This window comes from Adhaeribacter arboris (assembly GCF_003023845.1).
Taxonomy (GTDB): domain Bacteria; phylum Bacteroidota; class Bacteroidia; order Cytophagales; family Hymenobacteraceae; genus Adhaeribacter; species Adhaeribacter arboris.
The window spans coordinates 828,722-840,961 of record NZ_PYFT01000001.1 but is presented as its reverse complement, the minus strand read 5'-3'; the positions used below and the strand labels follow the sequence as shown (position 1 = coordinate 840,961).

The following is a 12,240-nucleotide window of genomic DNA, read 5'->3' as shown; positions in this document are numbered from 1 at the left end:
CTACTTTCTGTCAGGTTAGTTTTGTTTAAAATAAGTCTGGTACTTGGATTGGAATGGTAAAAACATCCTTCCTGTTTTTTCGTTTAGGTTCCTTTACAGATGAACGCGAAACGATTAAACTTAAGCCAGCTGAATAAGCTTTTACTGGCTATTTTTCTTATTTCTACCATCCTGCATTGGGCCAGACTTTTTCTTATTCCGGTGGCTATAGCGGCTTTTTTTGCCATGTTGTTGTATCCTTTTGCTTTAAAACTGCAACATTACGGCTTAAAAAAAGCAACGGCGGCTTTAGCGGCTCTCTTGTTGGTGTTGGCAGTGCTGGGGGGCTTAAGTACTATTGTTTATCACAAACTAGCTGACCTGAAAACAGACCTGCCCGAAATTGAACAAAAGATAAAAGAAAAGACCAACCGCTTGCAGGGCCTCCTATCTAAAACTACCGACATTTCGGAGTTGGAACAGGAAGTAATTATTGAACAGAAAAAGCCCGATATTCTAAAAGAAGTAGGCAAAACTATTAAAAACTTTCTGGTGCGAGGGCTTTACTTGTTGCTCCAGATTTTCATTGTGCTTACTTATACTTTCTTTTTTTTGGTGTACCGCCACCGCATTCAAAATTTCTTTATTAAAGTAAATTGGTTTCATAATCACGCAGAATCGCGGCGGGTATTTTTGCGGATTACCCGCGTGGTGCACGATTATTTGCAAGGTACTTTTATTGTCATTCTGGTTTTAGCCGTTATTTATACTTTCGGGTTCTGGGTAATTAATTTAAAACATGCTTTATTGTTTGCCTTAATTACCGCGCTGCTGCGCATTGTACCGTATTTCGGGTCTTTTTTAGGAATTGCCTTTCCCATTGCTTTTGCTATTCTTACCCAAAACTCTTTTTTACAGCCGGTTTTGATATTGGTATTTTTTATGGTAACGCAACTGCTCGAAGCCAACTTTTTGACTCCTTACATTACCGGTTCCCGGGTAAGGTTAAATCCTTTGGCCACGATCCTGGCCATTTTGCTGGGCAGTCTGATATGGGGCGTACCGGGTATGGTGTTGTTTGTGCCTTTTTTTGGTATTTTACGAATTGTTTTCGACGAAATAACCCAACTACAACCCTATGGTTATATTCTGGGCAATGAGGAGGAAGAAATATCATGAACCGCTTTTTATCCCAAACTACCTCCGGGCAGTTCCTCCAACAGGTACAGAATGCCGCTCAGCCAAGGGTGTATGATCCGGAAAAACACCGGCTTATTTTCCTGGATGCCAACCAAAACGAACTTTTTTACTTCCGCTTGCCCTTGGTGCTTTCACCGGAATTAGCCGTTGCACCCGAAGCTAAAAAAGTTAATTACGTTATTTTATTGATTCAATCCGGACATTGCGCGATCGGGTATTTTGAGAACGGCATAAACCTGGATCATAAAGTATTCCGGTCATATATGGTACGGATGAAACAAGGCGTCAGCCAGGTAAAATACTTAAAAACAAAAGGTAAATCGCGGGCGGGTTCCCGGGTTCGTTTGGCCGAAACCGCCGAATTCTTCGAAAATATTAACCAACGTTTACAGGATTATTTTGCGCACTACCCCATTCACCGCATTGCCCTGAGTTGTTCTAAAATCCTGATTCCGTACCTTTTTAATTCGAAAGTAGCTACCCCGTTCCCTAAAAATGACCCACGCCTTTTCAAAATCCCCAAACACATTCCCATACCCAACTACGAGGTACTCCTGGACACGAACAAGTTTCTACTAAAAGGCGAATTTGTTTACGAAGAAAAATACCAAGCCCAGATAGAGGCCTTACTGAATTTTGGGGAAGACGATCTTGCTTAAGGTTATTTTAAGACTGCTTTACATTAATGCCACCATTAGCATAAAGCAGCTGATTATATAAGAGTAAATGTTTGCGGGAATAGGTGCGTGTTAGTTTTAAAAATTACAAATATCCGTAAGAGTGTTAGGCTAAAAGATAACGGTTGTAAGTTTTAGGGGTGATTGTTGTTAGAAGTGTAAATAGTAGAATAAAGTAAAACTTTAAGAAGGTTTTCTTCTGGATATAATTTATAGTCAATTAAATTTTATTAAGTAAATGCATAATATAATTTTTTATAATATATTACTGAACTTAAATATACCTTCATAAGTAAAACACTCTTTTGAAATTGCTTATGATTAAAACTGTTAGAATAATTATTTTTAATAAACCTTCATGATTCATTTATCTAACATAACTTGTAAGAATTATAAATCCTTTATAAATTATTCAGTATCCTTAAATGAATTTAATATACTTGTTGGACCAAACAACGCTGGGAAATCTACTATAATTGGAGCTTTAAAAATTCTAAGTGAAGGTTTAAAGAAAGCTCGGTATAATAAGCCAGTACTTATAAATCATATTAATGGAAATCAAACATATGGCTATCATATTGATTTAAAGGATTTGCCTATAGCTACTGAAAACGTTTTTTTAACTACCATGACGAAGGTCCAGCTTTAATTAAATTTAGATTCTCTAATAATTCTTCTATTGAGATAGTTTTTCCTGCAATAGGAGAATGTTATTTGATTTGCAATTCACCTGTGAAGATTATTAAAACACTAAAGACTTCAAACAAAATTTTGACATTGAAATAGGCTTTGTTCCTATTCTTGGTCCAGTTGATCACAAAGAGAATTTATACTTAAAAGAAGCTGTAAGGTTAGCTTTATTAACTTACAAAGTATCGAGAAACTTTCGTAATATTTGGCATCACTTTCCAGAAGACTTTGAAGAATTTAAAGAGCTTATTAATTCTACATGGCCTGGTATGGATATTAATTCACCTGAAATAGACTATTCAGGAGAAAGACCTACAATTAATATGTTTTGCCCTGAAGAGAGAATACCCAGAGAAATATTTTGGGCTGGTTTTGGATTCCATGTTTGGTGCTAGATGCTAACTTATATTATTAAAAATAAACATTCTACTCTTTTTATAATAGATGAACCAGACATATACTTACATTCAGATTTACAACGACAACTTTTAGGTATATTAAAAAATTTAGGGCCTGACATAATTATTGCTATCCATTCTACTGAATTAATAAGTGAAACTGAAATTAATGATATTTTAATAATAAACAAACATAATCAATCTGCGAGGAGAATAAAAAATCCATTAGAATTACAAAAGATTTTTGATGTTCTTGGTTCGAATTTGAATCCTATTTTAACTCAAATAGCAAAAACTAGAGGAGTATTATTTGTTGAGGGAAAAGATTTTTTACTTTTTTCTAGATTTGCTAGAAAATTAAAATTAGAACATGTAGCAAATAGATCTGACTTTGCTGTTATCCCTGTGGAAGGTTTTAATCCTTTTAGGTTAAAGGTTTTCAAAGAAGGTATAGAAAGAACAATTGGAACATCTATTTTGTCAGCAGTTATTTTTGATAGAGATTATAGATCTGATGAGGAAATTGATGAGGAAGAGATTGAATTAAAGAAAGATAATTATTTTGTTCATATTCATTCAAATAAAGAGTTAGAAAATTTCCTTATCATACCAATCCATTTAAGACAAACCATCAATAAAAGAATTGAAGAATTAAATTTAAAAACTGGGAAAGAAGTCGCTTTTGATGAAGATATGAATCAAATTTTAGAAAATATTACAGAAGATTTCAAGATAAAAATCCAATCTCAGTTACAAGCGAAAAGAATACCGTATGAGAAAAAATTAAATAAGCATTTAGATGATTCTACAATATTTGCAAAACTCCTTAAGGATTTTGAAGAAAAATGGAAAGAGGTAAACCACAGGTTTAAAATAATTCCCGGTAAAGAATTTTTGTCCTGTCTTAATGAATATTTACAAAAAAATTATTCTATAACTATCTCGCAAACTAATATTATAAATAATATTAGCCCTTCTGAATTCCCAAAAGAAATGAAAGAGTTGTTAATTAAAATTGATAATTTTAGAAAAGCATCCGTTATTAATAATCAATAACTTCACTTAATCCTTGCTAGTGCGATATTGCAACTAGTATCCTCTATGTTATGCATAGATTTCGTATCTCCAACAAAAGAAAAATTTTAATTAAATTTGATTTATGTCACAGCGTACTTATCGAATATTATTAACTCCGGAAGCAGAAGGCGGTTTTAGCGTGAGCGTACCCGCTTTACCTGGATGTTTTACACAAGGCGAAACCATCGCCGAAGCCATTGAAATGGCGAAAGAAGCTATAAGCCTTTATATCGAAAGCCTGGAAGCAGAGGGAGAATCCATTCCGGACGATAGTAACAGCTTAGAATATACTTTAACCTTGGCTTCTTAAAGTTTGAAATCCTATACACCTAAAGAAGTCATTGCGTTGCTGCTGTTACATGGCTTTGAACGGGTACGAACCAAAGGGAGCCACCAAATCTACGTGAATCAACAATCTGGCAAACGTACCGTTGTTCCCATGCACGCCAAAGATTTGAAGAAAGGCACCTTACACGGTATTCTAAAACAAGCCGGTATTGATCCAAAAGAGTTAGATTAATAACGAGCTAGAAGCTCGCACTAGTATTAGTTTTTTCTTTTTTTAGGCTTGCTTCCTAAATTGCAACTTCTCAAATTTCCTCCACCTAAAAGTTACCCTAAAAAACCGTAGGTTTGCGTACCTAAAACGCGTTTATGGAAGAACTACTGCACGAAGAAATTACCTTTGATAAAATTGATTTTTCGGGAAAGAAGCTGGCCGGTACGGAGTTTAATGCCTGTACGTTTAAAAACTGTAATTTTGCCGAAAGCTCTTTTGCCGGGGCTTTGTTTATTGATTGTACTTTCGATACCTGTAATCTGGGGCTGGCTAACCTGGACCAGGCGAAACTACAAACCGTGGTTTTCCGGAACTCCAAGTTATTGGGCTTAAATTTCAGCCGCTGCGATAATTTTCTGTTTGCCGTTTCTTTTTACCACTGCAACCTCGATTTTGCCAGTTATGTGGGCAAGAAACTGAAGAAAACTACCTTCGATACGTGCAGCATTAAAGAAGCCAATTTTGCCGAATGTGATTTAAGCGAAGCAACGTTTCTAAACTGCGACTTAGACCAAACCTTGTTTAATCGTACTAATCTCACCAAAACGGATTTCCGGACGGCTTATCATTACGCCATTGATTTAGAGCTAAATACCGCCAAAAAAGCAAAATTCTCGTCGTCGGGTTTAAGCGGCTTATTGGCTAAATACGACCTGATAATTGAGTAAATCATCCGGAGAATTCCTGGCTGATTTCTCAAAGGGTTGTTTCAGAATAAATAATTTACAAATTTAAGTCAATTCCTGGGGTTTTTGGATGGTTTTCATTAGTTCCTCTACCATCGCGGCCGAACCAATATAAAGCGGGCTTCTCTGGTGAATATAATTAGGAAGGATTTCTAAAGTCCGGTGATTTCCGTCAAAAGCTTTGCCGCCGGCTTGCTCCACTAAAAAGGCCAGCGGATAACATTCGTACAACAAACGCAGCTTGCCATCGGGTGTTTTCGGCACCGGTGGGTATAAATAAATGCCCCCTTTCAGCAAGTTCCGGTGCAAGTCCGCCACCATCGAACCAATGTAGCGAGCAGTACAGCCCTTTTCCCGGATACGCTGAATATATTCCTGCACCATTTCCGGAAAATTTTTTATGTAAGCATCGTTGCAAGTATACATGTTACCGTTTACCGGGCTTTTTATATCCGGGTGCGACAAAAAGAATTCGCCTAAGGATGTTTCATAGGTAAAGCCGCTTACCCCGTGCCCGGTGGTATACACCAGCATGGTAGAAGTGCCGTATAAAATATAGCCGGCGGCCACTTGTTTTTCGCCGCCTTGTAAAAAATCTTCAAAAGTAGCTTTGGTGCCGAGGGGGCTTACGCGCCGGTAAATAGAAAAAATTGTTCCTACCGATACGTTTACATCAATATTAGAAGAACCATCCAAGGGGTCCATGGCCACCACGTATTTGCCGGTATCATTGCCCGTGTAAATAATATCTTCTTCTTCCTCCGAAACAATGGCGCAGGCCTCTCCCCCATTCTTTAAAGCCCGAACAAAGCGGATATTGGCAATTACATCCAGTTTTTGCTGGGTTTCCCCTTGCACATTCGCATTTCCCATACTGCCGGCTAAACCAATCAAGCCCGCCTGGTTTATTTCCCGATTCACAATTTTCCCGGCCAAAGCAATATCACGCAATAACTGCGACAGTTCCCCGGTAGCATACCCAAAGGCACTTTGGCTCCGCTTGATAAACCGGTCCAGGGTTACCCCTACCGGTAAACCTAATTGATTATTCGTTTCCATAAGAAAAGTGTTGAAGGAGAAGATAGTATTACCATCTAATTTAGAATCAATAATTTATAAAACAAAAGGGTTTGTAGGCAGCCGGCTGATCTGGTTTATCTTTTTCCTGAATTTTGTATTTGTCAAACTAATTTGCTTAGGATTGTTTTATCAACTCCTTTTATCTTTTCTCGTTATCCTGGCAGTGGTATTATTCGTAGTTGAAAGGGTTATTTGGGTAATGGTAGAGATTAAAATAATTTACCGGTCCAGGCTGCTAGTACTGCTGTTATTTTTTGGCAGTTACCATAAAACTTTTGGACAAGGCTTAACGGCAGAAGTATTTGCCGGCACTTCCTGGAGCTTGCCTACTACTTTACGAATAAAACAACCCGGAGAATCTACTATTCAAGTTAATGCCCGTTACCATACCCGTCCTTGGCGTGGTTCGCCTTATTACGCGTACCGGGTAGGTTACCAAAAATGGAGCGCCGAACTGGTGCATCACAAATTGTACCTGCAAAATCCTGCCCCCGAAATCCAGCATTTTGAAGTATCGCACGGGTACAACCTGGCCCTAATTAGCCGAACCTTACCTTCCAGAAGTTCGCCGGGTATTTTCCGGATTGGGCTGGGCCTGGTTATCGGCCACCCGGAAGGCCGCATTCGGGGCAATGCCATTAACCCCGTAAAAAGCTTTTTTGGAGGTGGCTACCATATTTCCGGCATTTGTCTGCAAGCCGCGGCTGGGCCGCCCTTGGGCAGAGCGGAACATTGGTATTTTCGGCCGGAAGTAAAACTCACCGCCGCCTGGGCCCGCATGCCTTTACTGGGCGGCGGTACCGCTACGGTACCCAACATTGCCCTGCATACTTTGTTTGGTTTTGGCTACCGCAGTGTTCGTAGTAATTGAATGTGTTTGTAGAATTTGCTTTACAAGCTTTTACCTGATATCATCAAGTTAAGCGCATTAAGAGAAAAAAGACCTTTTGAATGTAGGTCGGTTAAGTTCTAAAAAATACTACTTTCGCGAGCGTCTACGCTCGTGAAGATAATTGGGAGGCCTCCGACCGGGCGAACCCACATGCTTATATAAAATGATTGGAGTTAAATTCCTAACGGCCAGAGGCCGGACGATGCGCAACACGAGCGCGGACGCTCGCGTTATATCAACTTTTTCCCGTAGAACTTAACGAACCTTCTGCCTTCTTAGGGATAATTATTTTTGTTTGCATTAAACTTAATTTCTTATCCAAATTAAATCCTAAGGCATCTAATTGGTGAAAATCTAAATTCCTGGAACGTTTTGAATTAAATATGGCAAAAAAAATCAAGTTTAAGGGTTATACGTATTATGTAAAACTTTTACTTGCCCCTATAAATTTCGTCTTTAATTCTATTTCATGAAATGTAAAATTTTTCGGGACTGGTTGCTTCTGATTCAACTAATCGGTTTATCTTTTCTCTCCCAAGCTCAAAACAGTAGTCCTTTAACCTGGCTGAAATCCGGCCATGCTTTTGTGCAACAGGAAGATGGAAACATTGTTCAATTCACCTTGCCGGGGCGCGAAAAACAAGTACTTCTTGCCAAAGAAAAACTAATTCCGGCTGGTCAAACCGCGCCGCTTATTATCCGCAGTTTTTCTTTTTCTCCGGATGAGCAGAAGATTTTACTTTTTACCAATACCCGCAAAGTCTGGCGACTGCATACCCGCGGCGATTACTGGGTGTATAACCTGGCCACGCAAACTTTGGAACAAATTGGCAAGAACCAACCAGCGGCCTCCCTGATGTTCGCTCAATTTTCCCCGGATAACAACCAGGTAGCCTACGTCAGCCAAAATAATATCTACACCGAAAATTTAAACACCAAAACAACCAAACAACTTACCGCCGATGGTACGCGCCAACTAATTAACGGGACTTTTGATTGGGCCTACGAAGAAGAGTTTTTTTGCCGCAACGGTTTCCGGTGGAGCCCCGATAGTAAAAAGATTGCTTACTGGCAGATTGATGCCAATCAGGTAAAAGATTATTTAATGATTAATTTCACCGATTCGGTTTACTCCCAAGTAAAACCCGTAGAATATCCGGTGGCCGGCGAAGCTCCTTCGCCTTACAAAATCGGTGTCGTAGATATTACTAATGCTAAAACTACCTGGATGTTATTACCCGGCGACCCGCGCCAGCACTACGTTCCCCGCCTGGAATGGACGGCAAACCCGAATGAAATAATTGTACAGCAGTTAAACCGCAAACAAAACGAAAGCCGCTTATTTGTTTGCCAGGCCAGTACCGGTCAGGTTACACCCATTTACCAGGAAAAAGATGCAGCCTGGATTGATGTTTTAGCCTTATGGGACCCTAAATACGCGAATGGCGGCTGGGATTGGCTGAAAAAAGGGCAGGAATTTCTATGGGCCAGCGAGAAAGATGGTTGGCGGCATTTGTACCGGGTAAGTCGGGATGGCAAAAAAGAAACTTTGGTAACCCGCGGTAACTACGACGTCATGGAAATGGTAAAAATAGCCGAGCCGGAAGGAATGGTTTATTTTATGGCTTCGCCCGAAAATGCTACGCAAGCTTATTTGTACCGCACTCGCCTGGATGGTAAAGGGAAAGCAGAGCGACTTTCTCCCGCTACCCAGCCGGGCACGCATAAATATTATTTATCCCCCAACGCGAAGTTTGCCCGGCACCAATTTTCGAATTATTACACGCCTAATACGACGGAATGGGTAAGCCTGCCCGACCATAAGCCTTTAGATAAAACCAGCGTGGTAGCCGATGCCCTGGCCAAAGCAGATAAAGCAAAAACCAATTTGGAGTTTTTCAAAATTAAAACCAGCGAAGGCGTAGAAATGGATGCCTGGATGGCAAAACCCACCCACCTAGATAAAACCAAAAAGTACCCGGTAGTATTTTACGTGTATACCGAACCCTGGGGCCAGGAAGTAAAAGATGAGTACGGTATCGGCAACAATCATTTATACAAAGGCAAAATGGCCGATGACGGATACGTGTACATGGCCATCGATAATCGGGGCACGCCGGTACCCAAAGGCCGCGACTGGCGTAAAAGCGTTTACCGCAAAATTGGTCTGGTTAATATTAAAGATCAGGCTTTAGCGGCTCAAGAAGTTTTAAAAATGCCTTTTATCGATACTTCCCGCGTGGCAGTTTGGGGCTGGAGTGGCGGCGGTTCGGCTACTTTAAATTTATTATTTCAGTACCCACAAATTTATAAAACCGGAATTTCCGTGGCCGCCGTGGGTAACCAGCTCACTTACGACAATATTTACCAGGAACGCTACATGGGTTTGCCGCAGGAAAACAAAGAAGATTTTGTAAATGGCTCCCCGATTACCTACGCCAAAAACTTACGCGGCAACTTGCTCTACATCCACGGCACCGGCGACGATAACGTACATTACAACAATGCCGAACAACTCATTAACGAACTGATAAAGTACAACAAACAATTTCAGGTAATGCCCTACCCTAACCGTACCCACAGCATTTCGGAAGGCGAAGGAACCCACGAACACTTATCCACTTTATACACCAATTATTTAAAACAACATTGTCCGCCGGGAGGAAGGTAAAACAGGCAAGTTGCTACGGAAAGGGCATAAAGAAAGCCAGGCGTTTTAAGTCTGGCTTTCTTTTGTTTACTAAAACTTACTGGCTTTAGCTTTCAGATTTTTTATACGAATAGGTGATTCTTCGGTTACACTTTTTAAAGAGTTTTTAAAAAATTTTGCCTCTTCCTTTTCAGAAATATTTTCCTTATTGTTAATCAGTTCCTTAAATCCCATGAAGCAGCAAAAAATTAATTTTGTAGCTAAAGCCGCGTTCCTGAAAAATAATAACCAACAAAAAGAAGTAAGTAGCCCGTCTTCCAATCAATTACCAACTCTTCCGGAGCAGAAAAAAATGGTACCGCCAATTATTAGCAGCAAAGAAATTGTAAAAGCATTTTTAACAGAAGTACGTTCGGGCAAAGCACCGGATCAAGCAAAAAAATACCTGGCCGAAACGGTTTTGGCCCATCAACTTAACTCCGAAAAGAAAACAACCGTAACCCGAACCCCGGAAAATTACGCCGCCCACGTGCGGGAATTATTAACGCAATACGGTAACTATACTTTTGAAATTACCAAACTCTTAGCGGATGGTGATAAAGTATATGCCCGCTGGAAACAAAGCGGCCACCACCTCACCAATTTGGATGGTTATAATGCTACGGGCAAACCATTAAACGAAATTGCGAGTGCCGTTTACCGGGTTAAAAACGGAAAAATCATGGAATACTGGATTCAGATGGATAGATTCGGTTTTGAGCAGCAATTACAGCAACAGCAAGAAAACTGAAAAGTGTTCTTCAGCCAAGCTTTTACTTAAACAAAATTAAAAAATAAAGAGGTATTTGCCGGTTCAACTATGATGATTACAAATAAGCAGTAGTTAAGAGAAAAAGACCCCAATTTGGCGGTGGAGTGCCTTCTCAGGTTCTGGTGCCGAGGAACGAGCCATGGTGAGGCACGCACAAAAGAAGCTTAGACCCGGCCGGAAGAGTTAAACGAGGCCCGCCGGCCACGAGGCAAACTGGTTACTTCGCTAACCGCATCCGCACCGTCAAATGGAGACTGGGCAGGCTCCAAAGATAACCGCCCTTAGTAGATTTTTTACTTCAATCTAGTATTTAGTATATGCTTGATTACAAAGAAGATGAGAAAGGAAAATCAATAAGTAGTATACTACGGAGTACATACAAAAAAAGCCAAACGTTTCAAGTCTGGCTTTTTTTGTATGTACTAAAACATTATTGTCTTAGCTTACAATATTCTCTAACGATAACAAAACCGTTAGGTTACATGAAATGATAATTTATTTAAAAATTTATCATGATTGATTATTTAAGAGAAACCGAGTATAGGATGCGGTTGATAAGGTTCTTCCAATTGCTTAATTTCTTCGGAAGTAAGTTTAACGGATAATGCTCCTACTGCATCTTCCAGGTGCCCCGGTTTACTGGCGCCGATTATGGGAGCGGTTACAATGGGCTTCGCTAATAACCAGGCTAGGGCCACTTGCGCGTTCGGAATACCTTTTTTTTGGGCTATAGCATTCACCAGGTCAGAAATATAAAAGTCATCGTCGCGGGTGTAAATGGGTTTACCGAAGGCATCGGTCCGGGCGCGCTCGGTCTCTCCCCCACCTTTGGCGCGTTTACCGGTTAGTAAGCCCCGTGCCAATGGCGACCAGGGAATAACGGCTATTTTCTGATCTTGGCAAAGCGGCAGCATTTCCCGTTCTTCTTCGCGGTATACCAAATTATATTGCGGCTGCATGGAAATAAAGCGCGTCCAACCATGTAAATCGGCGGTATACAAAGCTTGGGCAAATTGCCAGGCAAACATCGATGAAGCGCCAATGTAGCGCGCTTTTCCCGCCTTCACCACGTCGTGTAAAGCTTCCAGGGTTTCTTCCAGCGGAACATCATAATCCCACCGGTGAATCTGGTATAAATCTACGTAGTCGGTACCTAAACGCCGTAAACTAGCATCAATAGCGCTCATGATGTGCTTCCGCGATAAACCTTGGTCGTTGGGACCGGGTCCCATAGGGTTGAACACTTTAGTAGCAATTACCACCTCGTCCCGTTTGGCAAAATCTTTTAACGCCCGCCCGACCACATCTTCGCTGGCCCCATTGGCATATACATCGGCGGTATCAAAAAAATTTATGCCGAGTTCCAGCGCTTTCTGAATAAAAGGCCGGCTTTGTTCTTCGTTTAGGGCCCAGGGCCAGCGCTCGGTTGGAGTGCCGTAAGTCATGCAACCCAGGCAAATTTTGGACACCTTCATTCCGGTGTTACCTAAGCGGATATATTCCATCTTTCTCGTTTAATAATCTATTTAGATATTTTAAGT

Annotated in this window: 13 protein-coding genes; 10 read left to right on the top strand and 3 right to left on the bottom strand. The window is 40.6% G+C overall.

Annotation, left to right across the window (positions count from 1 at the left end; genetic code table 11):
• The first annotated feature begins 99 nt into the window (after window positions 1–99).
• The 7 genes from AHMF7605_RS03625 to AHMF7605_RS03595 all read left to right on the top strand — a co-directional run bounded on the left by AHMF7605_RS03625 (window position 100) and on the right by AHMF7605_RS03595 (window position 5,248).
• Entirely contained in the window at window positions 100–1,158 is a 1,059-nt protein-coding gene (locus AHMF7605_RS03625) for an AI-2E family transporter (protein ID WP_106926538.1), read from the top strand.
• A complete protein-coding gene (locus AHMF7605_RS03620; protein ID WP_106926536.1) occupies window positions 1,155–1,838 on the top strand; it encodes a hypothetical protein in 684 nt (227 codons plus the stop codon). The genes AHMF7605_RS03625 and AHMF7605_RS03620 overlap by 4 nt, the downstream gene beginning before the upstream one ends.
• Window positions 1,839–2,214: 376 nt before the next feature.
• A complete protein-coding gene (locus AHMF7605_RS03615) occupies window positions 2,215–2,505 on the top strand; it encodes an AAA family ATPase (RefSeq protein WP_106926534.1) in 291 nt (96 codons plus the stop codon).
• Between the two features lie 436 nt (window positions 2,506–2,941).
• Window positions 2,942–4,000 (top strand): OLD family protein, encoded by a 1,059-nt coding sequence (locus AHMF7605_RS03610; protein WP_106926532.1) that lies wholly within the window; start codon window positions 2,942–2,944, stop codon window positions 3,998–4,000.
• Between the two features lie 103 nt (window positions 4,001–4,103).
• Window positions 4,104–4,331, top strand: a complete 228-nt coding sequence (locus AHMF7605_RS03605; protein WP_106926529.1) for a type II toxin-antitoxin system HicB family antitoxin — start codon at window positions 4,104–4,106, stop codon at window positions 4,329–4,331.
• A gap of 3 nt (window positions 4,332–4,334) precedes the next feature.
• Window positions 4,335–4,541 (top strand): type II toxin-antitoxin system HicA family toxin, encoded by a 207-nt coding sequence (locus AHMF7605_RS03600; protein ID WP_106926527.1) that lies wholly within the window; start codon window positions 4,335–4,337, stop codon window positions 4,539–4,541.
• A gap of 134 nt (window positions 4,542–4,675) precedes the next feature.
• Window positions 4,676–5,248 (top strand): pentapeptide repeat-containing protein, encoded by a 573-nt coding sequence (locus AHMF7605_RS03595; protein ID WP_106926525.1) that lies wholly within the window; start codon window positions 4,676–4,678, stop codon window positions 5,246–5,248.
• A 63-nt stretch (window positions 5,249–5,311) separates the two neighbouring features.
• Here AHMF7605_RS03595 and fbp read toward each other — a convergent pair whose 3' ends face one another.
• On the bottom strand, window positions 5,312–6,325 hold the full coding sequence (gene fbp, locus AHMF7605_RS03590; RefSeq protein ID WP_106926523.1) for a class 1 fructose-bisphosphatase: 1,014 nt from the start codon (window positions 6,323–6,325) through the stop codon (window positions 5,312–5,314).
• 220 nt (window positions 6,326–6,545) lie between these two features.
• Here fbp and AHMF7605_RS03585 point away from each other — a divergent pair, with 220 nt between their 5' ends.
• Window positions 6,546–7,217: a hypothetical protein gene (locus AHMF7605_RS03585; protein ID WP_146153509.1), complete on the top strand. Its 672-nt coding sequence runs from the start codon at window positions 6,546–6,548 to the stop codon at window positions 7,215–7,217.
• A gap of 490 nt (window positions 7,218–7,707) precedes the next feature.
• Entirely contained in the window at window positions 7,708–9,909 is a 2,202-nt protein-coding gene (locus AHMF7605_RS03580) for a S9 family peptidase (protein ID WP_106926519.1), read from the top strand.
• Window positions 9,910–9,978: 69 nt separating this feature from the next.
• Here AHMF7605_RS03580 and AHMF7605_RS29615 read toward each other — a convergent pair whose 3' ends face one another.
• Window positions 9,979–10,122 carry a hypothetical protein gene (locus tag AHMF7605_RS29615; protein ID WP_158267447.1) on the bottom strand — a complete coding sequence of 48 codons (144 nt, stop codon included), beginning with the start codon at window positions 10,120–10,122 and terminating at the stop codon, window positions 9,979–9,981.
• On the opposite strand from AHMF7605_RS29615, the gene AHMF7605_RS03575 reads away from it, so the two are divergent.
• Window positions 10,121–10,678 (top strand): ester cyclase, encoded by a 558-nt coding sequence (locus AHMF7605_RS03575; RefSeq protein ID WP_199200188.1) that lies wholly within the window; start codon window positions 10,121–10,123, stop codon window positions 10,676–10,678. The genes AHMF7605_RS29615 and AHMF7605_RS03575 overlap by 2 nt on opposite strands.
• Window positions 10,679–11,223: 545 nt before the next feature.
• Here the strand turns inward: AHMF7605_RS03575 and AHMF7605_RS03570 are convergent.
• A complete protein-coding gene (locus AHMF7605_RS03570) occupies window positions 11,224–12,204 on the bottom strand; it encodes an aldo/keto reductase (RefSeq protein WP_106926517.1) in 981 nt (326 codons plus the stop codon).
• Window positions 12,205–12,240: the final 36 nt, after the last annotated feature.

What these genes read in the sequence shown, in the direction of transcription:
- AHMF7605_RS03625 (WP_106926538.1), top strand. Translation starts at nt 100, where the DNA reads ATGAACGCGAAACGATTAAACTTAAGCCAGCTGAATAAGCTTTTACTG.
- AHMF7605_RS03620 (WP_106926536.1), top strand. Translation starts at nt 1,155, where the DNA reads ATGAACCGCTTTTTATCCCAAACTACCTCCGGGCAGTTCCTCCAACAG.
- AHMF7605_RS03615 (WP_106926534.1), top strand. Translation starts at nt 2,215, where the DNA reads ATGATTCATTTATCTAACATAACTTGTAAGAATTATAAATCCTTTATA.
- AHMF7605_RS03610 (WP_106926532.1), top strand. Translation starts at nt 2,942, where the DNA reads ATGCTAACTTATATTATTAAAAATAAACATTCTACTCTTTTTATAATA.
- AHMF7605_RS03605 (WP_106926529.1), top strand. Translation starts at nt 4,104, where the DNA reads ATGTCACAGCGTACTTATCGAATATTATTAACTCCGGAAGCAGAAGGC.
- AHMF7605_RS03595 (WP_106926525.1), top strand. Translation starts at nt 4,676, where the DNA reads ATGGAAGAACTACTGCACGAAGAAATTACCTTTGATAAAATTGATTTT.
- fbp (WP_106926523.1), bottom strand. Translation starts at nt 6,325, where the DNA reads ATGGAAACGAATAATCAATTAGGTTTACCGGTAGGGGTAACCCTGGAC.
- AHMF7605_RS03585 (WP_146153509.1), top strand. Translation starts at nt 6,546, where the DNA reads ATGGTAGAGATTAAAATAATTTACCGGTCCAGGCTGCTAGTACTGCTG.
- AHMF7605_RS03580 (WP_106926519.1), top strand. Translation starts at nt 7,708, where the DNA reads ATGAAATGTAAAATTTTTCGGGACTGGTTGCTTCTGATTCAACTAATC.
- AHMF7605_RS03575 (WP_199200188.1), top strand. Translation starts at nt 10,121, where the DNA reads ATGAAGCAGCAAAAAATTAATTTTGTAGCTAAAGCCGCGTTCCTGAAA.
- AHMF7605_RS29615 (WP_158267447.1), bottom strand. Translation starts at nt 10,122, where the DNA reads ATGGGATTTAAGGAACTGATTAACAATAAGGAAAATATTTCTGAAAAG.
- AHMF7605_RS03570 (WP_106926517.1), bottom strand. Translation starts at nt 12,204, where the DNA reads ATGGAATATATCCGCTTAGGTAACACCGGAATGAAGGTGTCCAAAATT.